Origin of the sequence: Streptomyces sp. NPDC048664 (genome assembly GCF_040650555.1) — a bacterium.
Taxonomy (GTDB): domain Bacteria; phylum Actinomycetota; class Actinomycetes; order Streptomycetales; family Streptomycetaceae; genus Streptomyces.
This window is the reverse complement of record NZ_JBEZHK010000022.1, coordinates 106,003-132,371: the sequence shown is the minus strand read 5'-3', so window position 1 is coordinate 132,371 and position 26,369 is coordinate 106,003. Positions and strand designations below refer to the sequence as shown.

Below are 26,369 nucleotides of genomic sequence, written 5' to 3'. Positions count from 1 at the left end.
GCGCCGGGCGGTCGTTGGGGGCCGGGGGGGCCCCCCCCCCCCCCGGGGGGCCCCCCCCCCCCCCGCCCACCGCCGTCCGTCCGCTCTCACCGGTCGTGCTGGGTCTCCACCCCGCCCGGCGCCGGCTTCGGCAGCGCGCCCGGAGCCTTCCGCGCGATCGTGCGCCCGTCCGCGCCGACGACCCGGCGATCCCCCAGGGGCGCCTTCAGGTGCAGCGTCGTCCGGTACACCTTCGCGATCATGATGCAGTTCTTGCCCTTCCAGGGCTTGTCGGTCACGGTCACCGTCACCCGGTCGGAGTCCTCCCTCACCGAGGCGGCGTAGTCCGCGCACACCCCGCCCTCGTAGGCGAGGGTGAGGTCCCTGCCGTCGGCCGCGTAGCCCATGACGTCCACCCGGTGCCCGGCGGAGGTCGACGGACTCGGCTGCCCGGCCGGTTTCGGCGGGGTCAGATACGTCGGGTCGATGGCCGGGCGCGTCACCGTCACGTCCTGGCCGTCGCCCTCGGGCCGCACCTGGAACAGCCACGACGGCACCAGCACCGGCCGCGCGCCCACGGAGTGCGCGGCCAGTCCGAACACCGCGCCCTTCACGGCCACGGAGCGATGCGCGTCCGCGGCGGTCGCCCGGCAGGGCCCCTCGTCGCGGTCCTTGACCGGTACCGGGGCGGCGCAGCCGCCGGGGCCCATCCGGCCGCCGCCGGACGGGGCCGGCGCGCGGTTCATCAGATCCAGCGCCTTCTGCGCGCCGACGACCGGGTACGCGGCGCCCTTCACCGGGGCCACCAGATTGCCGTTGCCGCCGACCACCGTGCCTTCGGGGCCGATCCTCAGGCCGGTCGACCAGCCGTAGGTCGGCAGGCCGCCCACCTCGGGATCGGCGTTCACCACCCGCACCCGGTCCATGAGCTGCGACGCGTCCAGCTTCGCGGTGTCCTGCCCGATCGCCTTGAGCACGGGCGCCGCCGCCTTCCTCGCGGCCTCCTCGCTCACCGGCCCCGGCCCCTGTCCGGACGCTCCCCCTCCGCCGGGCCGGCACGCCTTGCCCCGGGCGCAGTCGTCACCGCCCGGCGTGTACGCGCTGAACGTCCACATGCCCGGGGCGTTCGCGCTCACGCGCAGCGCGGGCGCCGACCCGTCCCCGGCCGCCCCCACCTGCCAGGCGTCGCCGACCAGCCGCGGCGTTCCGGCGACCTTCAGCGCCGTGGCCAGCCGGGCCACCTCGTCGCGGGTCACCGCGCCCCTCGCCCAGTACACCGGTGCCGTCCGCGGCCCCTCGGGCAGGTCGCCCCGGGCGGTGTACACCGTGCCGTACGGGTTCGGCTCGCCGACGGCGATGCCCGGGGTCCCGGCCTCGCCGTAGCCGTCGAGCGGCAGCGGAGGGGGAGTGCCGTGGCCTGCCGGGGCGGGGGAGGAGCCCGCGCCCGCGGACGCGGCGACGTAGGCCCCACCGGCACCGACGAGCAGGACCGCGACCGAGGCGACGAGCACGCGGGAGAGCCGTCGGCTCCGCCGGACGCCGGGGGTATCGCTCGTGTCGTCGGTGTTCACCACATCGCTCCTTCGGCTGGGCGGCCTCCCCGGACCCGGGGGACGGCGATGTGACGCACACAGGGGGCGCGCGGTTCCGCACGCCCCCTGCGATCAGACCTTGCTCCCCCTACCCCCCGTACTCCGACATCGCCTCCAGCGCCCGCGCGGAGCGCACCGGTACGCGGACCCCGTGGATCGCCGCGGGGGACACCGCCACCCGCGCGGAGCGCGCCGGGGGTGCCCAGTGCGGAGCCATCCGCGCGCCGTCACGCCGCAGAGACGCCATCTCCCCCTCCAGGTCGACCGGACCGCTGCCTTCCACCCTGAGCTTCGTCATGGGGGAACCGTAGGCACGGCCAAGCGGACCAGGAAAGACCTACTATCGGGTAGTTTTGCCTGCTTCAGAGCTCCGCGCGGACCGGGTAGCGTGAACTGTCAATCCCCCTCCGCCCCAGGAGTGTGTCCTCGCCGTGCGTATCGCAGTCACCGGCTCCATCGCCACCGACCACCTCATGACCTTCCCCGGCCGCTTCGCCGACCAGCTGGTCGCGGACCAGCTGCACACGGTCTCCCTCTCCTTCCTGGTCGACCGCCTCGACGTACGCCGCGGCGGAGTGGGCGCGAACATCGCCTTCGGTATGGGACAGCTCGGCACCGAGCCGGTCCTGGTCGGCGCGGCCGGCTCGGACTTCCACGAGTACCGGGCATGGCTGGAGCGGCACGGCGTCGACACGGACTCCGTGCGCATCTCCGAGACCCAGCACACGGCCCGCTTCGTGTGCACCACCGACGCCGACCACAACCAGATCGGCTCCTTCTACACCGGCGCCATGAGCGAGGCCCGCCTCATCGAGCTCAAGACGGTCGCCGACCGGGTGAACGGCCTCGACCTGGTGCTGATCGGCGCCGACGACCCGGAGGCGATGCTGCGCCACACGGAGGAGTGCCGGTCGCGGAACATCCCGTTCGCCGCCGACTTCTCCCAGCAGATCGCCCGGATGAACGGCGACGAGATCCGGATACTGCTGGACGGGTCGACCTACCTCTTCTCCAACGAGTACGAGAAGGGGCTCATCGAGACCAAGACCGGCTGGTCCGACGCCGAGATCCTCGCCAAGGTCGGCCACCGCGTCACCACCCTCGGCTCGCGCGGCGTGCGCATCGAGCGGGTCGGTGAGGACCCGATCGAGGTCGGCGTGCCCGAGGAGACCGCCAAGGTCGACCCGACCGGCGTGGGCGACGCCTTCCGCGCCGGCTTCCTGTCGGGCCTGGCCTGGGGCGTCACGCTGGAGCGCGCCGCCCAGGTCGGCTGCATGCTGGCGACCCTGGTCATCGAGACGCTGGGCACCCAGGAGTACCAGCTGCGCCGCGCCCACTTCATGGACCGCTTCACCAAGGCGTACGGCGACGAGGCCGCCGCCGAGGTCAAGGGGTACCTGGTCTAGGAGGTACCTGGTCCAGGACGTCCTGAAGGTCTGGGACCTCCTCACGAGCGCCGGCGGACCACGTAGGCCGCGCCCCGTTCCGCCGGCTCCTCGCCCACGTACTCCTGCTCCCGCATCTCGCACCAGGCCGGGATGTCCAGACGCGCCGCCTCGTCGTCGGAGAGCACCCGCACCGTGCCGCCCACCGGTACGTCCGCGATGACCTTCGCCAGCTCGATCACCGGGATCGGGCAGCGCTTGCCGAGCGCGTCCACGACCAGCTCGGTCCCCTCCGGCCCGCCCTGCGCCGTGGACGTGAGGGGCGACGGCGCCCCCAGCTTCTCCCGCACCGCTGCCACCGCCCCCGGCAGCAGGGACAGGAACCGCTCGACTTCCTCGGCCGAGGCGGTGGACGGCAGCGAGACGCGGATGTTCCCCTCGCTGAGCACCCCCATCGCCCTGAGCACATGGCTCGGCGTCAGCGTGCTGCTCGTGCAGGACGACCCGGACGACACCGAGAACCCCGCACGGTCCAGCTCGTGCAGCAGGCTCTCCCCGTCGGCGTACAGACAGGAGAAGGTGACGATGCCGGGCAGCCGCCCGTCCGGATCGCCCACCACCTCCACGTCGGGCACCAGCCGGGGCACCCGCACCCGGATCCGCTCGGTCAGCTCCCGCAGGCGCACCGCCCGCTCGGCGGCCTCGGCCCGCACCGCCCGCAGCGAGGCCGCCGCCGCCACGATCGCCGGGATGTCCTCGAACCCGGCGGCCCGCCCCGACTCCCGCTCGTCCAAGGGCCCTTGAGGCGCGAACCGCACCCCCTTGCGCACCACGAGCAGCCCCACCCCGGAGGGCCCGCCCCACTTGTGGGCGCTGGCCGCGAGCACCGACCAGTCGCCCTCGACCGGACCCCAGCCCAGCGACTGCGCCGCGTCCACCAGCAGCGGCACCCCGGCCGCACGGCACACCCGGGCCACCTCGGCCACCGGCTGCACCGTGCCCACCTCGTGGTTGGCCGACTGGAGACAGGCCAGCGCGGTGTCCGGGCGCAGCGCGGCCTCGTACGACTCCACGGTCGCGGCCCCCGTGCGCAGCACCGGCACCCGGGTGACCGTGCCCCCGTCCGCCTCCAGCAGCTCGGCCGAGTGGAGTACCGAGGAGTGTTCGACCGCTGACACGATCAGGTGGCGTCCCACCCGGCGGCGGCCCGCCAGGACCCCCGCGATGCCGGTGTGGACGGCCCGGGTGCCCGACGAGGTGAACACCAGCTCGTCCGGACGGCAGCCGGCCGCCTCGGCCGCCGCCTCGCGCGCCGCGTCCAGCAGCAGCCGGGCCCGCCGCCCCTCGCGGTAGAGTCGGGCCGGGTCGGCCCACCCCTCGTCCAGCGCCGCCATGAGCGCCTGACGTGCGACGGGGTGGAGAGGGGCCGCGGAGGCGGCGTCGAGGTAGGACACACCGCAACGCTAACTCCTGCGCACCGCACGCCTCGGACACGCGTCCGAAGGCCCCGTCAGTTGCAGGCCAGAAGCGGTCATTCCACCCCTTCGGGGTGACCGGCGGCGCGTTGGGCACCCTCCCCGCGCGACCCCAAATAGCGTCCAGTAGGGTTTGGTCCGCATAAACATCCAAACCCCTGCCCGACGCAGGGCGGCGACCGACCAGCGAGAAGGCAGGCCGCAGCCAACCGCGCGGGCGAGACTCTCGGGAAGGCGCTACGTGAGTCCCAACGGCTCCGACCGCTCGCCGCGGCGCCCGATGCGGCGGAAGCTGCTGCAGGCACTGACTGCGGGCCTGGTCTTGGCGAGTGCAACCGGTTGCACATACCCCCGCCTTGGTATGCCCACCCCGACCACGGAAGAGGCTCCGCGAGTCCTCTCCCTGTGGCAGGGCTCCTGGGCCGCCGCGCTCGTCGTCGGCGTGCTGGTGTGGGGTCTGATCCTGTGGAGCGCCATGTTCCACCGGCGCAGCCGCACCAAGGTCCAGGTCCCCGCGCAGACCCGGTACAACATGCCGATCGAGGCGCTGTACACGGTCGTGCCGCTCATCATCGTCTCGGTCCTCTTCTACTTCACGGCCCGTGACGAGACCAAGCTCCTGGATCTCTCCAAGAAGCCCGACGTCACCATCAACGTCGTCGGCTACCAGTGGAGCTGGGGCTTCAACTACGTGACCCCGGTTCCGGGCGTCAACGGGAACGCCAAGACCGATCCGAACCTGAGCAACATCCCGGACCGGTTCAAGAGCGACTTCCCGGCGAACGCCGGCGGCGTCTACGACTTCGGTACGCCCGCCACGCGGAACCCGCAGAACAACATGCCCGGTCCGACGCTCTGGCTCCCCAAGGGCAAGACGGTCCGTTTCGTCCTCACCTCGCGTGACGTCATCCACTCCTTCTGGGTGGTGCCGTTCCTGATGAAGATGGACGTCATCCCGGGCCACACCAACGCCTTCCAGGTGACCCCCGACAAGGAGGGCACCTTCAGGGGCAAGTGCGCCGAGCTCTGCGGCGTCGACCACTCCCGGATGCTGTTCAACGTGAAGGTCGTCTCCCCCGAGCGCTACGAGCAGCACCTCAAGGACCTCGCCAAGAAGGGGCAGACCGGTTACATTCCCGCCGGCATCGCGCAGACGAGCCACGAGAAGAACCGGGAGACGAACAACCTGTGAGCATCCTCAACGAACCCCAGGGTGCCGACTCAGCTGAGGACTCTTACGAGAACGAGCTGCCGGTCCGGCGCAGGCAACCCGGTAACGTCGTCGTCAAGTGGCTCACCACCACGGACCACAAGACGATCGGCACGCTGTATCTGGTCACGTCGTTCGCGTTCTTCCTCATCGGCGGCGTCATGGCTCTGCTCATGCGCGCCGAGCTGGCCCGCCCGGGCCTGCAGATCATGTCGAACGAGCAGTTCAACCAGGCGTTCACGATGCACGGCACGATCATGCTGCTGATGTTCGCGACGCCGCTGTTCGCCGGTTTCGCGAACTGGATCATGCCGCTGCAGATCGGCGCGCCCGACGTGGCGTTCCCGCGGCTGAACATGTTCGCCTACTGGCTCTACCTGTTCGGCTCGACCATCGCGGTCGGCGGCTTCCTCACCCCGCAGGGCGCGGCCGACTTCGGCTGGTTCGCCTACAGCCCGCTGTCGGACGCGGTCCGCTCGCCGGGCATCGGCGCCGACATGTGGATCATGGGTCTGGCCTTCTCCGGCTTCGGCACGATCCTCGGCTCGGTCAACTTCATCACCACGATCATCTGCATGCGCGCGCCCGGCATGACCATGTTCCGCATGCCGATCTTCGTGTGGAACGTGCTGCTGACCGGTGTGCTCGTCCTGCTGGCCTTCCCGGTCCTGGCCGCCGCGCTGTTCGCCCTGGAGGCGGACCGCAAGTTCGGTGCCCATGTCTTCGACGCCGCCAACGGCGGGGCCCTGCTATGGCAACACCTCTTCTGGTTCTTCGGCCATCCAGAGGTGTACATCATCGCCCTACCGTTCTTCGGCATCATCTCCGAGGTCATCCCGGTCTTCAGCCGTAAGCCCATGTTCGGCTACATGGGCCTGATCGGCGCGACCATCGCCATCGCCGGCCTCTCCGTGACCGTGTGGGCCCACCACATGTACGTCACCGGCGGCGTGCTGCTCCCGTTCTTCTCCTTCATGACGTTCCTGATCGCCGTACCGACCGGCGTGAAGTTCTTCAACTGGATCGGAACGATGTGGAAGGGCTCCTTGTCCTTCGAGACACCGATGCTCTGGGCGACCGGCTTCCTGATCACCTTCACCTTCGGTGGTCTGACCGGTGTCATCCTCGCCTCGCCCCCGATGGACTTCCACATCTCGGACTCGTACTTCGTGGTGGCGCACTTCCACTACGTGGTCTTCGGCACGGTCGTCTTCGCGATGTTCTCCGGCTTCCACTTCTGGTGGCCGAAGATGACGGGCAAGATGCTGGACGAGCGCCTCGGCAAGATCACGTTCTGGACGCTGTTCATCGGCTTCCACGGCACGTTCCTGGTGCAGCACTGGCTCGGTGCCGAGGGCATGCCGCGTCGTTACGCGGACTACCTCGCGGCCGACGGCTTCACCGCCCTGAACACGGTCTCGACCATCTCCTCCTTCCTGCTCGGCCTGTCGATCCTGCCGTTCCTCTACAACGTCTGGAAGACCGCCAAGTACGGCAAGAAGGTCGAGGTCGACGACCCGTGGGGCTACGGCCGCTCGCTCGAATGGGCGACGTCCTGCCCGCCGCCGCGGCACAACTTCCTCACCCTGCCGCGGATCCGTTCCGAATCCCCCGCCTTCGACCTGCACCACCCGGAGATCGCCGCGCTCGAACTCGAGCACGCCGCCGCGGGCAGCAAGGCCGTCTCCGGTGGCAAGGAGGCCGGTAAGTGAAGATCCAGGGCAAGATGTTCATCTGGCTGGCCGTCTTCATCCTGGCCATGGCCATCGTCTACGGCGTGTGGTCGAAGGAGCCGGCCGGTACCACGGCCCTCTTCCTGGCCTTCGGCCTGAGCATCATGATCGGCTACTACCTGGCCTTCACGGCCCGGCGGGTCGACACGGGCGCCCAGGACAACCAGGAGGCCGACGTCGCGGACGACTCCGGTGAGATCGGGTTCTTCAGCCCGCACAGCTGGCAGCCGCTCGCCCTCGGCATCGGTGGCGCGCTCGCGTTCCTGTCGATCGCGATCGGCTGGTGGCTGATGTACTTCTCGGCGCCGCTGATCCTGGTCGGCCTGTGGGGCTGGGTCTTCGAGTACTACCGCGGCGAGAACCGCACCCAGTAACACACGTCGTACTCGGGGAAGCCCGACACTCCTGACGGAGTGTCGGGCTTCCCTCGTTTGCCACGCCCGCGTTCCCCCGCACGGCGTCCTCGGCGCGCCATAGCCGACAGGTCTCCCTACGTTGAGGTCATGAGCCACACAACGTTCTTCCGGAGCGCGCGCCCGAGGCCGACCACGGTCGTCGGCTGCACCCTGCTGGTGACCGCCCTCGGCGCCGGCCTCACCGCCTGCGGGTCCGACGGGAACCCGCTGTCGGCGAAGCCGTACGACGCGGCGGACCAGATCGCCTACAACGCCTCCGATGACAGCGCGAAGAAGGTCGACCCCGACAAGCCCCTGGAGATCACCGCCGAGGGCGACGACGGAGTCATCACGGATGTCACGGCCACGGACGCCCAAGGACGCTACGTGGCCGGTGAACTGTCCGCCGACGGCAGCCGCTGGCACAGCACCTCGCCCCTGGCCGCCGGAACCCACTACACGGTCCGGGTGAGCACCGAGGACGAGGACGGCGCGCCCGGCCGCAAGACCATCGAGTTCGACACCAGCGTCCCCAAGACCAAGAAGACCCTGGACGTCGCCTTCGGCCCCGACGCGGGCACCTACGGCGTCGGCCAGCCCGTGACCGCCACGCTCAGCCAGCCCGTCAAGGACAGACCGCAGCGCGCGATAGTCGAGCGGGCCCTCAAGGTGGACTCCACCCCCGCCGTAGAGGGCTCGTGGTACTGGGTCGACGACAAGACGCTGCACTACCGTCCCAAGGACTACTGGCCGGTCCACGCCACCATCAACGTCCACAGCAGCCTCGCGGGCGTCAAGATCGCCGACCGGGTCTGGGGTGGTAAGACCAAGCCGCTGAAACTCACCACGGGCGACCGGGTCGTGGCCCTCACGGACGCCGGCTCGCACCAGATGACGGTCTACAAGAACGACGAGGTCATCAACAAGATCCCCATCACCACCGGCAGACGCGGCTACGACACCCGCAACGGCGTCAAGGTGGTGCTCAACAAGTCCTACGTCGTCCGTATGCGCGGCACGACCATCGGCATCTCCGCGAACTCCGACGACGCCTTCGACCTGAACGTCTACTGGGCCACCCGGGTGACCTGGAGCGGTGAGTACGTCCACGCGGCGCCCTGGTCCGTCGGCAGCCAGGGATACGCCAACGTCAGCCACGGCTGCACCGGAATGAGCAACGGGTACGCCCAGTGGTTCTACAACACCGTGAAGGTCGGCGACATCGTGAAGGTCGTCAACTCCTACGGCAAGCAGATGGAGCCGTTCGGGAACGGCTTCGGCGACTGGAACGTGGACTGGTCCAAGTGGCAGCAGGGCAGCGCCCTCACCACCCCGACCGGCAACGGCCAGGGCCCCGAGACCACCGCGAGACTGCGCCCGGAGTCGATCTAGCCACCCCGCCTCCACCGCGGGGGAGGGCACGGACAGCCGCGGCCCCCGCGGAGCGGCCCGCTCAGACCTCCTGCAAGGCCCTGTGCCGCAGCAGCGCGGCGAGCGCCGCCGCGAACTCCACCGGCTCCACCGGCAGCGCCACAGCGGCGTCAGCCCGACTCCACGTCGCCAGCCAGGCGTCCTGCGGCCGGGCGATCAGCACCAGGACCGGCGGGCAGCCGAACACCTCGTCCTTCGCCTGCCGGCACACGCCCATCCCGCCCATGGGGACGGCCTCGCCGTCCAGCACGCACACGTCGATGCCGCCACGGTCCAGCTCCTTCAGGACGGCGGCCGGCGTGGCGCATTCCACGAAGCGCAGTTCGGGCGCGTCCGGAGCCGGCCTGCGCCCGGCGGCGAGCCGTACCTGCTCGCGAGTGCGGGAGTCGTCGCTGTAGACCAGCACCGTGGCGGTCGTCTGCATGCTTCCTCCGGGACGTCGGCGTCGTACGGAACGGAACCGTCGGCCGGATGCTACTCCCTCACACGGGTGCCCAACACCTGTTCGGACATGCCTTCGACGGGCGTTCGAGGGCCATTCGATGGGCCATCCGGGCAGTACACACGCTGCGGACACTCCGAACGGCACCCCCCGGGGTGAGGGCGGGATAAGCGACCGACATAATGTCGGTCGTGGCGACAGCAACGACAGTAGAAACCGGGCACGCGCACCCGTCGGTCAACCGGCCGAACCTCACCAGCGTCGGAACCATCATCTGGCTGAGTTCCGAGCTGATGTTCTTCGCGGCCCTCTTCGCGATGTACTTCACCCTGCGATCGGTGACGGGTCCGACGCACTGGAAGGAGATGGCCGGCCATCTCAACCTTCCGTTCTCGGCGACCAACACCACGATCCTGGTGCTCTCCTCGTTGACCTGCCAGCTCGGCGTGTTCGCGGCCGAGCGGGGTGATGTGAAGAAGCTCCGGGGCTGGTTCATCGTCACCTTCATCATGGGTGCGATCTTCGTCGGCGGTCAGATCTTCGAATACACGGAGCTGGTCAAGAAGGACGGCCTCTCGCTGTCCTCGGACCCGTACGGCTCGGTGTTCTACCTGACCACCGGCTTCCACGGCCTCCACGTGACGGGTGGTCTGATCGCCTTCCTGCTGGTCCTCGGCCGTACCTACGCGGCGCGGAGGTTCACCCATGAGCAGGCGACCGCCGCCATCGTCGTGTCCTACTACTGGCACTTCGTCGATGTCGTCTGGATCGGCCTCTTCGCCACGATCTACCTGATCAAGTAGTCGGCGGCGCGCCGCGGCAACGGTCACCCGGACAGAGGGAGCCGAACGCCCGCGACGAACCGATCCACATCCAGAAGCATCGACGCAGAAGATCCTGACACCGGGGTAATCCGTGAAAAAGCTCTCCGCACGACGACGCCACCCGTTGGCGGCGCTCGTCGTCCTACTCATCGCGCTGACGGTCTCCGGGGGGCTGTACGCCGCGTTCGCGCCCGCCGAGAAGGCGCAGGCCGATGACACCGCCCAGTCCCTCGCGATCGAAGAGGGCAAGAAGCTCTACCAGGTGGGCTGTGCCAGCTGCCACGGCACCGGCGGTCAGGGCTCCTCCGACGGCCCGAGCCTGATCGGCGTGGGCGCTGCGGCCGTGGACTTCCAGGTCGGCACCGGCCGTATGCCCGCCGCCACCTCGCAGGGCGCCCAGGTGCCGGCGAAGAAGAACATCTACTCGCAGACGCAGATCGACCAGCTCGCCGCCTACATCTCCTCCCTCGGCGCCGGCCCGGCCGTGCCGTCGAAGAACGACTACGACCCCAAGGGCGCCGACATCGCCCGCGGTGGTGAGCTCTTCCGTACCGACTGCTCCCAGTGCCACAACACCGGAGCCAAGGGCGGTGCCCTCACGCACGGCAAGTTCGCGCCGGGCCTGGAGGGCGTCACCACCAAGCACATCTACGAGGCCATGCAGACCGGCCCGCAGAACATGCCGTCCTTCCCGGACACCACGCTGACGCAGCAGAACAAGAAGGACATCGTCGCGTACATCAAGGCGGTCAACGGCAGCGAGACCGAGAGCCCCGGCGGCCTCGAACTGGGTGGCCTCGGACCGGTCTCCGAAGGCCTCTTCGCCTGGATCTTCGGACTGGGCGCCCTGATCGCGGTTGCCGTCTGGGTCGCCGCTCGGACCGCAAAGGCCAAGAAGTCATGAGTAGCCAAGACATTCCAGAAGAGAACCTGCCCGCTGAGCAGGGCCACGCGCACGCGCACGGCGCGGTGACGGTCGCGGACGACGAGAACCCGTTCGCGGACCCCGGTCTGCCGCCCCACGAGCACCGCGTCCAGGACATCGACGAGCGGGCCGCCAAGCGCTCCGAGCGCGCGGTCGCCCTGCTGTTCACCTTGTCGATGCTGGCCACGGTCGGCTTCATCGCCTCGTACTTCGCGATCCCGAACGACAAGTCGATCTTCGTCTTCCCGATCGGGCACATCAGCGCCACGAACTTCGCGCTCGGCCTGACGCTGGCCGTCGCGCTGTTCTCGATCGGCGCGGGCGCGGTCCACTGGGCCCGCACCCTGATGTCCGACGTCGAGGTCGCCGACGAGCGTCACCCGATCGAGGCGTCGCCCGAGGTCAAGGCGAAGGTCCTCGCCGACTTCAGGGAAGGCGCCCAGGAGTCCGCGATCGGCCGTCGCAAGCTGATCCGCACCACCATGTTCGGCGCGCTCGCCCTGTTCCCGCTCTCCGGCGTCATGCTGCTGGGCGGCCTCGGCCCGAAGCCGGGCACCAGCCTGCGGCACACCATGTGGTCCAAGGGCCTGCTCCTCGTCAACATGAACACGAACGAGCCGCTGCGTCCCTCGGACGTCGCGGTCGGTTCGCTCACCTTCGCCATGCCCGAAGGGCTGAAGGAGGACGCCGAGGACTTCCAGACCGAGATCGCCAAGGCGGCCCTGATGATCGTCCGGCTCCAGCCGGAGAACATCAAGGACAAGAAGGAACTCGAGTGGTCCCACGAGGGCATCGTGGCCTACTCGAAGATCTGCACCCACGTGGGTTGCCCGATCTCCCTGTACGAGCAGCAGACGCACCACGTCCTCTGCCCGTGCCACCAGTCCACCTTCGATCTCTCCGACGGTGCCCGGGTCATCTTCGGCCCGGCCGGTCACGCCCTGCCGCAGCTGCGCATCGGCGTCAACTCGGACGGTTACCTCGAAGCGCTCGGCGACTTCGAAGAGCCCGTCGGTCCTGCTTTCTGGGAGCGCGGATGACCACTGAACCGAACCACTCGAACGCGTCCTCAGCGGGCGCGTCGCGCGACTCGCGCGGCCGGGCACCGGCCGGCGAGCGCGTCGCGGACTGGGCCGACGGACGCCTGGGGATCTACTCCCTGGCCAAGTCGAACATGCGCAAGATCTTCCCCGACCACTGGTCGTTCATGTTGGGCGAAGTGTGCATGTACAGCTTCGTCATCATCATCCTCACGGGTGTGTATCTGACGCTGTTCTTCCACCCCTCGATGAACGAGGTGGTGTACCACGGCAGTTACGTGCCGCTGCAGGGCCAGCGCATGAGTGAGGCCTTCAACTCCACGATGCACCTCAGCTTCGAGGTGCGCGGTGGTCTGCTCATCCGGCAGATCCACCACTGGGCGGCGCTGATCTTCCTCGCCGGCATGTTCGTGCACATGATGCGCGTGTTCTTCACGGGCGCGTTCCGCAAGCCGCGTGAGATCAACTGGCTGTTCGGCTTCCTGCTGTTCGTCCTCGGCATGTTCACCGGCTTCACCGGCTACTCGCTCCCGGACGACCTGCTCTCCGGCACCGGTGTCCGCTTCATGGAGGGCGCGATCCTGTCGGTGCCGATCGTCGGTACCTACCTGTCGTTCTTCCTGTACGGCGGCCAGTTCCCGGGTGGCGACTTCGTGGCCCGCTTCTACTCGATCCACATCCTGCTGCTGCCGGGCATCATGCTCGGCCTGATGGTGGGCCACCTGATCCTGGTCTTCTACCACAAGCACACGCAGTTCGCGGGTCCCGGAAAGACGAACAACAACGTCGTCGGCATGCCGCTGCTGCCGGTCTACATGGCCAAGGCCGGAGGCTTCTTCTTCCTGGTCTTCGGTGTCATCGCGGCCATCTCGGCGATCGCCACGATCAACCCGATCTGGGTGTTCGGCCCCTACCGGCCGGACCAGGTGTCCACGGGCGCCCAGCCCGACTGGTACATGGGCTTCTCCGAGGGCCTGATCCGTACGATGCCGGGCTGGGAGATCAACCTCTGGGGCCACACGCTCGTCCTGGGCGTGTTCATCCCGCTGATGATCTTCCCGCTGGTCCTCGTGGTCATGGGCGTCTACCCGTTCATCGAGTCCTGGGTCACCGGGGACAAGCGCGAGCACCACATCCTGGACCGCCCGCGCAACGCCCCGACGCGCACGGCGTTCGGTGCCGCGTGGATCGCCTGGTACTTCGTGATGCTCCTCGGTGGCGGAAACGACATCTGGGCCACGCACTTCCACCTGTCGATCAACGCGATCACCTGGTTCGTCCGGGTCGCCTTCTTCGTGGTGCCGGTCCTCGTGTTCATCGCCACCAAGCGGATCTGCCTGGGCCTGCAGCGCCGGGACCGCGACAAGGTGCTGCACGGCCGCGAGACGGGCATCATCAAGCGGCTGCCGCACGGTGAGTTCATCGAGGTGCACGAGCCGCTCAGCCAGGAGTCGCTGCACACGCTCACGGCGCACGAGCAGTACAAGCCGGCCGAGATCGGCCCGACGGTCGACGCGAACGGCGTCGAGCGGAAGGTCCGGACGACCGAGAAGCTGCGCGCCAAGCTCAGCTCCGGCTACTACGGGGACACCAACCAGATCCCCAAGCCGACGGTCGAGGAGTACAAGGAGATCACGAGCGGCCACGGCCACCACTGATCCCCGTATCACCACGCCACGGTCGAAGGGCCCCCTCCGGTACGCGAGTACTCGGGCGGGGCCCTTCGCCCTGTCCGGCGCTGGATAGGGTGGAGGTGTTGGACACCCCGCGTCCCCGGTGTCCGGGGACGCCGACCCAGGAGCGGCTGATGAGCGCTGTGACCCCCGCCGGAGGCGACACCGCGGCGGCCCGTTCCTGGCCCCTGGTGCTGAACGGACTGCTGGAGGGGCGCGACCAGAGCGCGGACGACACGGCCTGGGCGATGGACCGCATCATGCGGGGCGAGGCCACCGACGCGCAGATCGCCGGCTTCGTGGTGGCTCTGCGGGCCAAGGGCGAGACGGTCCAGGAGATCACCGGGCTCGTCCGGGCGATGTACGACCACGCCAACGTCATCGAGGTGCCCGGCGCGACCGTCGACATCGTCGGCACGGGCGGCGACGGCGCGAAGACGGTGAACATCTCCACGATGTCCTCGATCGTGGTGGCCGGCACCGGCGCCAAGGTCGTCAAGCACGGCAACCGCGCCGCGTCCTCCGCGTCCGGGTCCTCGGACGTGCTGGAGAAGCTCGGGGTCAATCTGGAGCTGACGCGGAAGCGGGTGGCCGAGGTCGCCGAGGAGGCCGGGATCACCTTCTGCTTCGCGGTGCGGTTCCACCCCGCGCTGCGGCACGTGGCCGCGGCACGCGGACAGCTCGGCATCCGTACGACGTTCAACGTGCTCGGCCCCCTGACCAACCCGGCGAAGGTGAAGGCGCAGGCGGTCGGCGTCGCGGACGCCCGGATGGCGCCGATCGTGGCCGGGGTCTTCGCCGAGCGCGGCAACTCCTCGCTGGTGTTCCGGGGCGACGACGGGCTGGACGAGCTGACGACCACGGCCACCTCCCGGGTGTGGGTGGTGCGCGACGGCAAGGTCACCGAGGAGGTCTTCGACCCGCGGGACGTCGGCCTGGACCTCGTGCCCGTGGAGGCGCTGCGCGGCGCCGACGCCGCCTACAACGCCGGCGTCGCCCGGCGCCTCCTGGACGGGGAGGCGGGTCCGGTCCGCGACGCCGTGCTGCTGAACTCCGCGGCGGCCCTGGTGGCGCTGGAGCCCGGCGACGGCCCGCTCACCGACCGGATCAGGGCGGGCATGGAGCAGGCCGCGGAATCGATCGACTCCGGCGCCGCCCGCCGGACGCTGGAGCGCTGGGTGGCCGCCAGCAACGCGTGAGCCCGGGCGTGGCGCGGTCCCGCGATCCGGACACGGGTTGCGGGACCGCGACCACCTCCGTTACGTTCCTGTCCAGGTCATGAGCGACAGCCATGCGGCCCCGGCCGGCTGTCCGGCAACCCTCCGTCCGTGGCGGGGTGCCCCGGGTGAGGACCAGGTCGTAGGCAGCGAGGTCTACGACAAGCGCGGACCCCTCGCACTCTCCTGAGTGGGCACCAGGGGTCCTGGTCGTTCGAGGGAGCCTCCTGTGAGCAAGCGAATGCGCTAGGGCGTCGAGCCCCGCCTCCGCGTACCCCTTCACTCTCCGCACGCTTGAGCCCTCCGTGCTCGCGCAGCGGTTCCGCCGTGCTTCCTCCAGGAGTTCACCATGTCCGTCTCCACCGTCGCCGCCCCCGTCGCCGCCCCCGCCCCGGCCCCCGCGTCCGTCCGCGCCCCGCTGCCCGTCCTCGGCCGTGACGTCACCGTCCCGCTCGCCACCGGCGGGGAGGTCTCCTACGCCGCGCTCGACTACGCCGCCAGCGCGCCGGCGCTCCAGCGGGTCTGGGACGACGTCGCGGCGTACGCGCCGTACTACGGCAGCGTCCACCGCGGCGCCGGACACCTGTCCCAGCTGTCCACCGACCTGTTCGAGAACGCCCGTACGACGGTGGCGGAGTTCCTCGGCTGCCGCCCCGCCGACCAGGTGATCTTCACCCGGTCGACCACGGACTCCCTGAACCTGCTCGCCGCCGCCCTCCCGGCCGGCTGCCAGGTCTTCGTCTTCGAGACCGAGCACCATGCCGCGCTGCTGCCGTGGCGGGGCGCCCGGGTCACCGTCCTGGACGCGCCGCGCAGCCCGGAGCAGGCGGTGCGCACCCTGGAGCGCGCCCTCGCCGACCGCGACGGGGACGGCCCGGCCCTGGTCTGCGTCACCGGCGCCTCCAACGTCACCGGTGAGCTGTGGCCCGTGACCGAGCTGGCCCGGGCCGCGCACGCCCACGGTGCCCGGATCGTCCTGGACGCCGCCCAGCTGGCGCCGCACCACCCCGTGTCGGTGCGCGACCTCGACGTGGACTGGGTGGCCTTCTCCGGCCACAAGCTGTACGCCCCCTTCGGCTCGGGCGTCCTGGCCGGCCGCGCCGACTGGCTGCGCCAGGCCGACCCGTACCTCGCGGGCGGCGGCGCCAGCCGCACGGTGGCCCGGCGGGCGGACGGGGCGGTGGAGGTGGAGTGGCACGAGAGCGCCGCGCGGCACGAGGCCGGGTCACCGAACGTGATCGGCGCCTACGCCATCGCCTCCGCGTGCAGGGCCCTCACCGAGGCGGGTTTCGAGACGCTGGTCGCCCGGGAGCAGCAGCTGGTGCGCACGGTGCGGGAGGGCCTGGCGGGCGTGCCCGGGGTGCGGGTGCTGTCCCTCTTCGGCGAGGACGCTCCGCGGGTGGGCGTGATCTCGTTCGTGGTGGAGGGCTGGGACAGCTCCGACTTCGCCACGGCGCTGTCCGCGCGGTACGGGATCGGGGTGCGGGACGGCCTCTTCTGCGCGCATCCCCTGGGGCGGGTGCTGCTGGGTGCCGAGGGCGAGTGCGGTGGGGGCACGGCCGCGGTCAGGGTCAGCTTCGGCGCGGGCACGCCGCAGGAGCACGTGTCCCGCTTCCTGCGCGCCACGGCGGAACTGTGCGCGTCCGCCGCACCGGCCGGGTCCGACAGGTCCTAGTGCCGCGGCACTAGCTGTCCAGGCCGATCGCGAACGCCGCCTCCAGGTCGTGCTGGGAGTAGGTACGGAACGCCACGTGCGTGTCCGTGCCCAGCACGCCCGGGATCTTGCTGATCCGGCCGGGGATCACGTCCGCCAGGTCGTCGTGCGCGTTCACCCGCACCATCGCCACGAGGTCGTAGGTCCCCGTCACGGAGAACACCTCGCTCACCGACTCCAGCCCCGCGATCGACTCCGCGATCTCGGGAATCCGGTCCACGCTGGTCTTGATGAGCACGATCGCGGTGATCACGGCTGCTGTTCTCCCTCGGGGGCGGCCTGGGCTGGCGCCCTCACCCTACTCGTCCGCCCGAACCGCGCCCATGCGTGGACGAACCCCAGAGCGAACCCGACGAGGTGGGCGAGGTAGGCCACTCCCGGCCCCTCGGCCGCCCGGTTCGCCGCCACCCACTGCAGGCTCACCCAGAACGGCAGCACCACCCAGGCGGGAAACCGCAGCGGCAGGAAGAAGAGGAACGGGAAGAGACTGGTCACCCGGGCCTTGGGGAAGAGGAAGAGGAACGCCCCGAGCACCGCGGAGATCGCCCCGGACGCCCCGACCAGCGTCTGCGCGGACGAGGCGTTGGCCGCCGCGTACCCGAGCAGTGCCAGAGCCCCGCATCCCAGGTAGAACAGCGCGAACTCCAGATGGCCCATCCGCTCCTCCACCATCGCCCCGAAGACGTAGAGGAAGAGCATGTTCCCCAGCAGATGCACCCAGCTGCCGTGCACGAACAGCGCCGTCACGGGGGTGAGCGAGGCCCGCGGCGCCCCCGTGAACAGCTCCACGGGCACCACGCCCCAGCGGGCGAAATAGGCCCGCTGCGCCTCCAGCAGCGCGTCCCCGGTGCCGTGCACCGCGTTCAGTCCGGAGACCGGGCTCAGCACGAAGATCGCGGAGCACAGGGCGATCAGCCCGTACGTCACCGGCGCCGGATGCCCCCGTAGGGCTCCGGTGACCGTCCTGCTCCAGGTCCTGATCACGCCGATCATGGCACAGAGCATGGCGTAAGGGGACCGACCGGCACAGAGTGCCTCGCCGCGCAGGACGGGCGGGCGGGGGGTACCCGGCAGGCCGTAGGGTTACGAGCCACACGCTCCAGGGAAGCTGGCGCGTCACGGAGACTGGAAGAAGGAAGAGCAGCCACGATGACGGTTCCGCTGCCGACGCAGACGACCCGCTGGCGCTGCATGCTGTGCGGCAACCTCACCCGCTTCGACGTCACCCGCTCCTCGAAGGTCGTGGAGTACGTCCACCTGGATCTGGCCGGTGAGCCCACGGTGGAGGAACGCGAGGTGGTCAGTGAGACCATCGAGTCGGTGCGTTGCCGCTGGTGCAACGCGGTGGACCAGGTGGAACTCGTGGACAGGCCGGGCGCCGGCTCCTGAGGGAGGCGGTCCCGCACGAATGGTGGGGTGACGGATGGTGGAGACCACAGGCGGGGAGCCGGGCGACGGCACCGCTGAGGTGCTCGACCGTCCGCTGCCCGACGGCGTCCGGCGCAAGGTCGTGCAGATCGTGTCCGACGCCTTCGGCGCGCTGACGCTCGGCGAACTGCCCGCGCAGCTGCGGCAGTACGCCCGTTTCACCCCGACCCGCCGGGCCAGGTTCGCGGGCAACGCCATGGCGGCGGCCCTGGAGAGCGACACCCTGTTCCGCCAGCGCGTCGCGGAGAAGCTCAGGGAGGCGCAGGCGGAGCTGACCGAGGCCCTGGACGCGGGAGCCCCGCCCCCGGCCGCGGACCCGCTCGACGTGGCCGCCGCCGCCTATGTGCTGCGCCCCGTCGGCTGGGTGAAGCTGGTGACCGCCGCGGGGGAGGAGGCCCAGCGCGCGGACGCCGAACGCGCCGACGACGAGAGCCGGGCGGAGCTGGACCGGTTGCGCGCGGACCTCGCGGCGGCCCGCGACCAGACCCGCGTCGAGACCGAACGGCTGCGCACGGAGCTGGAGTCGGCCCGCAAGGAGACCGAGTCGCTGCACCGCAAGCTGCGGGCCGCCCTCAGCGACGTCAAGCGCGGCGAGGCGGCCCTGCGCAAGACGCGGGGCGAGATCGACGCGGTCCGCGCGGAGGGCCAGACGCAGGTGTCCGCCGCCGAGAGCGAGAGCAGACGGCTCAAGGCGCGCCTGAGCGAGGTGGAGGCCACCCTGGAGGCCACCCGCAAGGCGGCGCGCGAGGGCCGCAGCGTGGAGGACATGCGGGTGCGGCTGCTCCTGGACACCGTGCTGGACGCGGCCCAGGGGCTGCGCCGGGAACTGGCGCTGCCGCCCGTCTCCGTACGGCCCGCCGAGACCGTGGACGCGGTCGAACCGGGGCGGCTGACCGCGAAGGACATCGCGGCCCGGGCGCTGTCCGAGAACGACCCGGCGATCCTCGACCAACTGCTGGCCCTCCCGCAGGCGCATCTGGTCGTCGACGGCTACAACGTCACCAAGACCGGCTATCCGCAGATGCCGCTGGAGCAGCAGCGCCTCCGGCTGCTCGGACAGCTCTCCCAGCTCGCCGCCCAGACCGGCGCCGAGGTCACCTGCGTCTTCGACGGGGCCGAGCTGGCGGCCCCCGTGCTGCTCGCGCCGCCGCGCGGGGTGCGGGTGCTGTTCTCCAAGCCCGGCGTCACCGCGGACGAGTTGATCCGCCAGCTGGTGCGCGCGGAGCCGCCGGGGCGGCCGGTCATCGTCGCCTCCACCGACCGCGAGGTGGCCGACGGCGTCGCCCGCGCCGGCGCGCGCCCCGTCGCCTCGGTGATGCTGCTCCGCCGTCTCACCCGCGGCTGACCCCGTCGCCCCCTACGCCCCAAGAAGGCCGTACGCCCCCGAGCGCAACATCCGTCAGAGTTGCCCGAATTGGCGAAACCTTCGCGCAACGTAGCGTCAAGGGAATATCACCGCACGTGAGTTCCGGGCAAAGAATGCGCACGGTGACGGGATTTTTCGGCGCCAGGATTTGAACTGATCACAAGGGGGTCACTAGGGTCTGGGTTCGAACCTCCGCTCGGGTGATCACTCATGAGGAGTGACGGTGGAGGGCACCGCCCGCCGGCGTGTCGGTAGGCGGCTGAAGGAAGAAGGAGCTCGCCTTCGTGGCGTCCCACCGTCGACCCAAGCAGCCGAGCCGCACCCGTGTGACCGTGCTCACCACCGCCGCCGCCGCTGTCGTGGCCATCAGCGCGCAGGCCGCCAACGCCGCCCCCAGCGCCAAGCCCACCAAGGACGAGGTCAAGTCCAAGGTGGACAAGCTCTACGAGGAGGCGGAGAAGGCCACCGAGGCCTACGACGGCGCCAAGGAGAAGCAGGCCAAGCTGGAGAAGGAGATATCCGCCCTCCAGGACAAGGTGGCCCGCGGCCAGGGCGAGCTGAACAAACTGCGCGACGGCATAGGCACGATGGCCAGTGCCCAGTACCGCAACGGCAGCATCGACCCCTCCCTCCAGCTGTTCCTCTCCTCGGACCCGGACAGCTACCTGGACAAGGCCTCCACGCTCGACCAGCTGAGCGGTCAGCAGGTCGAGGCGCTGAGGAAGATCCAGGAGAAGCAGCGCGAGCTGTCCCAGGAGCGGCAGGAAGCCACCGACAAGCTCAAGGACCTCGCCACCGCCCGCACCCAGCTGGGCAAGAACAAGGAGGAGGTCCAGGGCAAGCTCGCCGCCGCCCAGAAGCTCCTCAACAGCCTCAGCGCGGCCGAGCGCGCGGCCCTCCAGGCCGACCAGAACCGCGCCAGCCGCGCGAGCGAGCGCACCGCCCTGAGCGGCAACCCGGGGACCGGCAGCGGCCGGGCCGGGGCGGCCTTCGCCGCCGCGCAGACCAAGATCGGCGACCCGTACCAGTGGGGCAGCACCGGTCCCTCCAGCTTCGACTGCTCCGGTCTGACCTCCTGGGCCTACGGTCAGGCTGGTGTCAGCATCCCGCGCACCTCTCAGGCGCAGGCGAACGCCGGCACCCGCATCTACAACAAGAGCGACCTCCAGGTCGGCGACCTGGTGCTCTTCAACAGCGACCTCAGCCACATCGGCCTGTACGCGGGCAACGGCCAGGTGCTGCACGCCCCGCACACCGGCGCCAACGTGCGCTACGAGTCCCTGGACAACATGGTGTTCGAGTTCGGCGTCCGCGTCTGAGCCCTCTGTCGGCCAGAGCGGGCTTCCGCCCGAAAGAGCGAATTCCGGCGACCGGCGCCGGCCCCGCACCCCGTCGATGACCTGCGTCAGCGGCGGGGTGCCGCCGTGTTCGAGTCCCCTGCGCGCTTTGGACCCGGCGTGGACGTCCGATTACTGTCTGGCGCGTTTCCCCCGCCGACGGCGGGGGTCCGTCAGCGGAAGGGAGTGCGACCGGTCGTGGGGTCCCATCGCCGCCCGGCATCGTCCGGCCTCGGCCGGAGCCGCGGCGCCACAGCCGCCGTCCTGTCCGCCGCGGCGGCGGCCGCGGCCTTCGGCACCGCACCCGCGCACGCCGCGCCCCGCAGCCCTCGGGCCTCGGTGGACCGGCTGTACCAGGAGGCCGAGCAGGCCACCGAGGCGTACAACCAGGCCGGGGAGCGCGCCGGTTCGCTGCGCCGGCGGATCGGCCTGGCGCAGGACCGCATCGCCCGGCAGCAGAGCCGTGTCAACGCCCTGCGGGACACGCTCGGAACGCTCGCCGGGGCCCAGTACCGCTCCGGGGGCATCGCCTCGACCCTCGCCCTGCTGCTGTCGGACGACCCGGCCGAGTACCTGGACCGGGCGGCGACGCTGGACCGGATCGGCGCCCGCCAGGCCGGTCGGCTCAGGGAACTCCAGGGCGCGTTGCGGGAGCTGGTCCAGGAACGGGCGGTGGCGGCCGGGGAGGTCGCCGAACTGGAGCGGACCCGCACGGCCGTCGTACGGCACAAGCGGGAGGTGGAGCACAAGCTCGCCTCCGCGCAGCGGCTGCTCAACTCCCTGCCGCCCGGCGAGCGCGCCGCCTACGACCGGGCCTCCCGCTCCGGCACGGACCTGCCCGACCTCACCGGACTCGTCCCGCCCGACTCCCGTGCCGCGGCCGCCCTGGCCGCCGCCCGCTCCGCGCTGGGCCGCCCGTACGTGTGGGGTGCCACCGGCCCCGGCGGCTTCGACTGCTCGGGCCTGATGCAGTGGTCGTACGCGCACGCGGGCGTCGGACTGCCGCGCACCTCCCAGGAGCAGCGGTTCGCCGGCCACCGGGTGCCGCTCTCCCAGGCCCGGCCCGGGGACATCGTCGTCTACCGCGCGGACGCGAGCCATGTCGCCATGTACGTCGGCGGCGGCCGGGTCATCCACGCGCCCCACCCCGGGGCCGCGGTGCGCTACGACCCGGTGGGGATGCTGCCGATCGCCGCGATCGTCCGGCCCTGACGGGGCCCCGCCCTCGGCGCGGACGCGGGCCGGGCCGCCGCGTACCATCGAAAGATGGCTGGTCGTCGGCGTGTGGTGGGGGCACTGGCGGGTTGTGCGCTGCTGCTGACGGGATCCGCCGGCTGCGCGGACCGGCCCTCCGCCGCCGACTCCTCGGCCTCGGCCGCCGTGCGCGGCACCCTGGACCGCCGGGCGACGGCGCTTCTCGACCGGGACCGCCCCGCCTTCCTGGCGACCGAGGCACCGGCCCCCGGAGCCACCGGCCGAACCGCCGACGCCTCGGCCGAGTTCGACCGGCTCCGCGATGTGCCGCTCGCCTCCTGGTCCTATCGCCTCACCGCCCTGCACCGTGCCGGCGACCACGCCACCGCGGAGGCCGAACTGAGCTATCGGATCAGCGGCTACGACCGGGCGCCGATCACCACCGGCCGCGCGCTGCGGCTGGTCCGCGCCCAGGGGCGCTGGTACGTGGCGTCCGACAAGCCCGCGAAGGACGCCGACCAGCAGCTGTGGGAGCAGGGCACCGTCGAGGTGGTCCGCGGGGCGCACAGCCTCGTGCTCGGCACCGGCCGACCGGTCGACCTGCTGCGGGCGTACGCGCGCCTGGCCGACCGGGCGGTGCCCGCCGTCACCGGGGCCTGGGGCTCCGACTGGCCGGAGCGTGTCGTGGTGCTCGTCCCGCGCTCCCTCGACGGGATGGCGGGGCTGCTCGGCTCGCCCGCCTCCCGGTACCGGGGGATCGCGGCCGTCACCACCGGTGAGACGGGTGCCGCGGGCGCGGCGCCCGCGGACCGGATCACCCTCAACCCGGACGCGTACGGCGTCCTGAGCGACGTGGGCAGACAGGTCGTCCTGACCCACGAGACCACCCATGTGGCCACGCGCGCCCACACCTCGGCGGCCACGCCCCTGTGGCTCTCCGAGGGCTACGCGGACTGGGTCGGCTACCGGGACACCGGCCGTACGCCCTCCCAGGTGGCCCCCGAACTCGCCCGCTCCCTGGCCGAGGGCCGGATGCCGGCGGCGCTGCCGAAGGACGCGGACTTCTCCTTCTCGGGCGACGCGAGCACCCTCGCGCAGGCCTACGAGGGCGGGTGGATGGCCTGCCGGCTGATCGCCGACCACTGGGGCACGGCCCGTCTCGCCGACTTCTACCGCGCCGTCGGCGCCCAGCCGAAACGCGCGGGCGCGGTGGAGGAGGCGCTGAGGACGGTGCTGGGGACGACCCCGGAGAGCTTCACGCGGCAGTGGCAGGCCTATCTGCGGACCCGACTGGGCTGAAGGACACGGCGAACGGCGTGCCGTGGCACGGCGATCCGCCCTGGTCCGGGGCCGGTCCCGGGTGCCGCCCCCCGCCGTCCGCACACCGTGGCTTCCGCGGCCGCCGGTCGTCTGCGGAGCCGCGCCGCGTCAGGGGCGCCCGAGGGGTTCCCGGCCGGGAGTCGTCCGCGACGGCACGACGTCGGGGAGCGGACGCGGCACCGTGCCGCGCCACAGCCGCCGGGCGGCGGTCAGCGCGGCGAGCAGCAGCAGGCCGTCGCGCACCAGGAGGAGCAGGACACCCTGGCGGTCGCTGGCGACGACGTCGTCGAAGTGGATCGGGAACTCCAGGACCGTGACCGGGCAGGCGGCCAGGACGAGCCCGGCGGGCAGCCCCATCCGGCTGCCCCCGAAGCACAGGCAGACGGCCGCCAGACCGACCAGCCACACCAGGTACTGCGGGCTGATCACCCTGCTGGTGACCGTGAACATCGCGACCGCCACGAACGCCGCCTCCGCGGCCACCCGCGCCGGCAGCGGCACCCCGCGCACCCGCACCCGCCACAGCAGCAGCCAGCCGAAGGCGCCCGCGGTCAGGGCCAGAGCCGCCGAGCTGACCAGGTCGACACGGGGGCCGAGGAACTCCACGGAGCCGTAGTTCAGCAGCACCCGGCCCTTCCAGCCGAAGTGCCGGGCCACATGGAAGACCAGGGCGCCCAGCGACTCGACCTCGGTGCCCCGCTCGCGCTGCGCGCTCAGGAAGGAGAACGCGCCGGGCATCGCCACCCAGAACAGCAGCGCCAGACCGCCCGCCGTCGCGAGGGCCGAGACCCAGGCCCGGCGTGCGGTGACACCCACCAGCAGCAGCGCGGGCCACACCTTGAGCAGCGTCCCGACGCCGGTCAGCGCCCCCATCGCCCCGGGCCGGCGCACCCCCGCCAGCAGCGCGGCGACCGCCACCGCCGTCACCATCAGGTCGTAGCGGGCGTACACGGTGGGGCCGAGCAGCGCCACCCCGAGCGTCCACAGCCAGGCGCCGCGCGTCGTGCGGCCGGGCCGCCGGGCGGCGTACAGGAGCAGGCACAGGACCGCCAGGTCGGCGAGGCAGGCGAGCACGAAGAACGCCCGCGTGTAGTCGAGGAACGGCAGCAGCGCGGGGGAGAGCATGACGAGCGCGGCGGCGGGCGGGTACTGCCAGGCCACGTCGCCCCGTGGGAACGCCCCGGTGCGCAGGGTGCCGTACCAGCCCTGGTAGATCGCGGAGACGTCGGTGGTGACGTCGGGCCCGGGGAATACCAGGACCTTGAGGACGTAGAGCAGCAGGAACAGCCTGGTGACGCCCCAGACGGCGAGCAGCAGGAACGGGAAGCGCCGCGCGCCCGTCGTGTCCACTCTCAATGTCCTGCCCTCGCGTCTTTCCGTACCGGCCGTCCCCCGGGGCCATGATGGCCGCCGGGCGGGGAGAGGGCCACGAAGCGCGGCCGGTTCGGTAGTGTCGTCGGCGATGCACAAGACGCTGATCGTGACCAACGACTTCCCTCCCCGCCCAGGCGGCATCCAGGCGTTCCTGCACAACATGGCGCTGCGCCTGGACCCCGAGCAGGTCGTCGTCTACGCCTCCACCTGGAAGCGCGGCCACGAGGGCGCCCGGGCGACGGCCGCCTTCGACGCGGAGCAGCCGTTCCCCGTCGTACGGGACCGCACCACGATGCTGCTGCCGACGCCGGACGTCACCCGGCGGGCGGTGGGGCTGCTGCGGGAGCACGGCTGCACGTCGGTGTGGTTCGGGGCGGCGGCACCGCTCGGCCTGATGGCGCCCGCGCTGCGGCGGGCCGGGGCACGGCGGATCGTGGCCACCACGCACGGCCACGAGGCGGGCTGGGCCCAGCTGCCCGGGGCCCGGCGGCTGCTGCGCCGGATCGGGGAGGGTACCGACACGATCACCTATCTGGGCGAGTACACCCGCTCGCGCATCGCCTCCGCGCTGACGCCCGAGGCCGCGGGGCGGATGGTGCGACTGCCGCCGGGCGTCGACGAGGGGACCTTCCACCCGGGGTCCGGCGGCGAGACGGTACGGGCCCGGCTGGGTCTCACGGACCGCCCGGTGGTGGTGTGCGTCTCCCGGCTGGTGCCGCGCAAGGGGCAGGACACCCTCATCGAGGCGATGCCCGCCGTCCTGGCCAAAGAGCCCGAGGCGGTGCTGCTGATCGTCGGAGGCGGCCCCTACGAGAGCGACCTGCGGCGGCTGGCGCGGCAGAAGGGCGTCGCGGACGCGGTCCGCTTCACCGGCGCGGTCCCCTGGGCGGAGCTTCCGGCGCACTACGGCGCGGGCGACGTGTTCGCGATGCCGTGCCGTACCCGGCGGGGCGGGCTGGATGTCGAGGGCCTCGGCATCGTGTACCTGGAGGCGTCCGCGACGGGCCTCCCGGTGGTCGCCGGGGACTCGGGCGGGGCGCCGGACGCGGTGCTGGACGGCGAGACGGGCTGGGTGGTCCGCGGCGGCGACGCCGGGGAGTGCGCCGACCGCGTCGTCACCCTTTTGGGCGACCCCGAACTGCGCCGCCGCATGGGGGAGCGGGGCCGAGCATGGGTCCAGCAGAAGTGGCGCTGGGACCTCCTGTCCCAATCCCTCCAAAACCTCCTCTGACCCCCCGCAGGGGCGCGGGAAACCACGCAAACCCGACAACGCTCCGCCGCACCCCCGGCAGGGGCGCGGGGAACCGCGCAAAAC

24 protein-coding genes and 1 riboswitch are annotated in these 26,369 nt (G+C 71.3%); of the genes, 17 read left to right on the top strand and 7 right to left on the bottom strand.

Translation table 11 applies throughout. The annotated features are described in order from the left end of the window. Nucleotides 1-86: 86 nt before the first annotated feature. Both AB0C59_RS23505 and AB0C59_RS23500 read right to left on the bottom strand, forming a co-directional pair. Nucleotides 87-1,550, bottom strand: a complete 1,464-nt coding sequence (locus tag AB0C59_RS23505) for a hypothetical protein (RefSeq protein WP_363007612.1) — start codon at nucleotides 1,548-1,550, stop codon at nucleotides 87-89. A 109-nt stretch (nucleotides 1,551-1,659) separates the two neighbouring features. Next, the gene (locus AB0C59_RS23500; RefSeq protein ID WP_363007610.1) at nucleotides 1,660-1,869 is read right to left on the bottom strand and encodes a hypothetical protein; all 210 of its coding nucleotides are present in this window, start codon (nucleotides 1,867-1,869) and stop codon (nucleotides 1,660-1,662) included. A gap of 133 nt (nucleotides 1,870-2,002) precedes the next feature. On the opposite strand from AB0C59_RS23500, the gene AB0C59_RS23495 reads away from it, so the two are divergent. Continuing rightward, the gene (locus tag AB0C59_RS23495; RefSeq protein WP_363007608.1) at nucleotides 2,003-2,977 is read left to right on the top strand and encodes a carbohydrate kinase family protein; all 975 of its coding nucleotides are present in this window, start codon (nucleotides 2,003-2,005) and stop codon (nucleotides 2,975-2,977) included. Nucleotides 2,978-3,018: 41 nt separating this feature from the next. Here the strand turns inward: AB0C59_RS23495 and AB0C59_RS23490 are convergent, their stop codons facing one another. Further along, complete coding sequence (locus AB0C59_RS23490; RefSeq protein ID WP_363007606.1) at nucleotides 3,019-4,410, bottom strand: aminotransferase class V-fold PLP-dependent enzyme; 1,392 nt, start codon at nucleotides 4,408-4,410, stop codon at nucleotides 3,019-3,021. Nucleotides 4,411-4,672: 262 nt separating this feature from the next. Between AB0C59_RS23490 and coxB the strand changes: the two genes are divergently transcribed. The 4 genes from coxB (at nucleotide 4,673) to AB0C59_RS23470 (ending at nucleotide 9,161) form a co-directional block, all read left to right on the top strand. Beyond that, a complete protein-coding gene (gene coxB / locus AB0C59_RS23485; protein WP_363007604.1) occupies nucleotides 4,673-5,623 on the top strand; it encodes a cytochrome c oxidase subunit II in 951 nt (316 codons plus the stop codon). Beyond that, the gene (gene ctaD / locus AB0C59_RS23480) at nucleotides 5,620-7,353 is read left to right on the top strand and encodes a cytochrome c oxidase subunit I (RefSeq protein WP_363007602.1); all 1,734 of its coding nucleotides are present in this window, start codon (nucleotides 5,620-5,622) and stop codon (nucleotides 7,351-7,353) included. The genes coxB and ctaD overlap by 4 nt, the downstream gene beginning before the upstream one ends. Next, nucleotides 7,350-7,748 carry a cytochrome c oxidase subunit 4 gene (locus AB0C59_RS23475; protein ID WP_363007600.1) on the top strand — a complete coding sequence of 133 codons (399 nt, stop codon included), beginning with the start codon at nucleotides 7,350-7,352 and terminating at the stop codon, nucleotides 7,746-7,748. The genes ctaD and AB0C59_RS23475 overlap by 4 nt, the downstream gene beginning before the upstream one ends. Nucleotides 7,749-7,877: 129 nt before the next feature. Further along, a complete protein-coding gene (locus AB0C59_RS23470) occupies nucleotides 7,878-9,161 on the top strand; it encodes an Ig-like domain-containing protein (protein WP_363007598.1) in 1,284 nt (427 codons plus the stop codon). 61 nt (nucleotides 9,162-9,222) lie between these two features. Here AB0C59_RS23470 and AB0C59_RS23465 read toward each other — a convergent pair whose 3' ends face one another. Beyond that, the gene (locus AB0C59_RS23465) at nucleotides 9,223-9,624 is read right to left on the bottom strand and encodes a hypothetical protein (protein WP_363007596.1); all 402 of its coding nucleotides are present in this window, start codon (nucleotides 9,622-9,624) and stop codon (nucleotides 9,223-9,225) included. 200 nt (nucleotides 9,625-9,824) lie between these two features. Between AB0C59_RS23465 and AB0C59_RS23460 the strand changes: the two genes are divergently transcribed. The 6 genes from AB0C59_RS23460 (at nucleotide 9,825) to AB0C59_RS23435 (ending at nucleotide 16,996) form a co-directional block, all read left to right on the top strand. Continuing rightward, nucleotides 9,825-10,445 (top strand): heme-copper oxidase subunit III, encoded by a 621-nt coding sequence (locus AB0C59_RS23460; RefSeq protein WP_363007594.1) that lies wholly within the window; start codon nucleotides 9,825-9,827, stop codon nucleotides 10,443-10,445. Between the two features lie 112 nt (nucleotides 10,446-10,557). Continuing rightward, nucleotides 10,558-11,370 (top strand): c-type cytochrome, encoded by an 813-nt coding sequence (locus AB0C59_RS23455; RefSeq protein ID WP_363007592.1) that lies wholly within the window; start codon nucleotides 10,558-10,560, stop codon nucleotides 11,368-11,370. Further along, nucleotides 11,367-12,431 (top strand): Rieske 2Fe-2S domain-containing protein, encoded by a 1,065-nt coding sequence (locus AB0C59_RS23450; RefSeq protein ID WP_363007590.1) that lies wholly within the window; start codon nucleotides 11,367-11,369, stop codon nucleotides 12,429-12,431. Before AB0C59_RS23455 ends, AB0C59_RS23450 begins: the two co-directional genes overlap by 4 nt. Continuing rightward, nucleotides 12,428-14,089 (top strand): cytochrome bc complex cytochrome b subunit, encoded by a 1,662-nt coding sequence (locus AB0C59_RS23445; protein WP_363007588.1) that lies wholly within the window; start codon nucleotides 12,428-12,430, stop codon nucleotides 14,087-14,089. Before AB0C59_RS23450 ends, AB0C59_RS23445 begins: the two co-directional genes overlap by 4 nt. Nucleotides 14,090-14,238: 149 nt before the next feature. After that, the gene (gene trpD / locus AB0C59_RS23440; RefSeq protein WP_363007587.1) at nucleotides 14,239-15,303 is read left to right on the top strand and encodes an anthranilate phosphoribosyltransferase; all 1,065 of its coding nucleotides are present in this window, start codon (nucleotides 14,239-14,241) and stop codon (nucleotides 15,301-15,303) included. A 75-nt stretch (nucleotides 15,304-15,378) separates the two neighbouring features. Continuing rightward, nucleotides 15,379-15,495, top strand: a riboswitch (SAM riboswitch). Nucleotides 15,496-15,670: 175 nt separating this feature from the next. Further along, a complete protein-coding gene (locus AB0C59_RS23435) occupies nucleotides 15,671-16,996 on the top strand; it encodes an aminotransferase class V-fold PLP-dependent enzyme (RefSeq protein ID WP_363007585.1) in 1,326 nt (441 codons plus the stop codon). 10 nt (nucleotides 16,997-17,006) lie between these two features. Here the strand turns inward: AB0C59_RS23435 and AB0C59_RS23430 are convergent, their stop codons facing one another. Then, nucleotides 17,007-17,288 carry an Lrp/AsnC ligand binding domain-containing protein gene (locus tag AB0C59_RS23430; RefSeq protein WP_363007583.1) on the bottom strand — a complete coding sequence of 94 codons (282 nt, stop codon included), beginning with the start codon at nucleotides 17,286-17,288 and terminating at the stop codon, nucleotides 17,007-17,009. Then, complete coding sequence (locus tag AB0C59_RS23425) at nucleotides 17,285-18,040, bottom strand: rhomboid family intramembrane serine protease (RefSeq protein WP_363007581.1); 756 nt, start codon at nucleotides 18,038-18,040, stop codon at nucleotides 17,285-17,287. The genes AB0C59_RS23430 and AB0C59_RS23425 overlap by 4 nt, the downstream gene beginning before the upstream one ends. A gap of 144 nt (nucleotides 18,041-18,184) precedes the next feature. Between AB0C59_RS23425 and AB0C59_RS23420 the strand changes: the two genes are divergently transcribed. The 5 genes from AB0C59_RS23420 to AB0C59_RS23400 all read left to right on the top strand — a co-directional run bounded on the left by AB0C59_RS23420 (nucleotide 18,185) and on the right by AB0C59_RS23400 (nucleotide 23,659). After that, nucleotides 18,185-18,424, top strand: a complete 240-nt coding sequence (locus AB0C59_RS23420) for a hypothetical protein (protein WP_363007579.1) — start codon at nucleotides 18,185-18,187, stop codon at nucleotides 18,422-18,424. Nucleotides 18,425-18,458: 34 nt separating this feature from the next. Next, a complete protein-coding gene (locus AB0C59_RS23415) occupies nucleotides 18,459-19,808 on the top strand; it encodes an NYN domain-containing protein (protein WP_363007577.1) in 1,350 nt (449 codons plus the stop codon). Nucleotides 19,809-20,113: 305 nt separating this feature from the next. Further along, nucleotides 20,114-21,148, top strand: a complete 1,035-nt coding sequence (locus AB0C59_RS23410) for an NlpC/P60 family protein (protein ID WP_363007575.1) — start codon at nucleotides 20,114-20,116, stop codon at nucleotides 21,146-21,148. A gap of 216 nt (nucleotides 21,149-21,364) precedes the next feature. Then, nucleotides 21,365-22,378 (top strand): NlpC/P60 family protein, encoded by a 1,014-nt coding sequence (locus AB0C59_RS23405; RefSeq protein WP_363007573.1) that lies wholly within the window; start codon nucleotides 21,365-21,367, stop codon nucleotides 22,376-22,378. Nucleotides 22,379-22,432: 54 nt separating this feature from the next. After that, nucleotides 22,433-23,659 (top strand): hypothetical protein, encoded by a 1,227-nt coding sequence (locus AB0C59_RS23400; protein WP_363007571.1) that lies wholly within the window; start codon nucleotides 22,433-22,435, stop codon nucleotides 23,657-23,659. Between the two features lie 129 nt (nucleotides 23,660-23,788). On the opposite strand, the gene AB0C59_RS23395 is transcribed toward AB0C59_RS23400, so the two are convergent. Further along, nucleotides 23,789-25,030 (bottom strand): glycosyltransferase family 87 protein, encoded by a 1,242-nt coding sequence (locus AB0C59_RS23395; RefSeq protein ID WP_363007569.1) that lies wholly within the window; start codon nucleotides 25,028-25,030, stop codon nucleotides 23,789-23,791. A gap of 112 nt (nucleotides 25,031-25,142) precedes the next feature. On the opposite strand from AB0C59_RS23395, the gene AB0C59_RS23390 reads away from it, so the two are divergent. After that, on the top strand, nucleotides 25,143-26,285 hold the full coding sequence (locus tag AB0C59_RS23390) for a glycosyltransferase family 4 protein (protein WP_363007567.1): 1,143 nt from the start codon (nucleotides 25,143-25,145) through the stop codon (nucleotides 26,283-26,285). The last annotated feature ends 84 nt before the right edge of the window (nucleotides 26,286-26,369 follow it).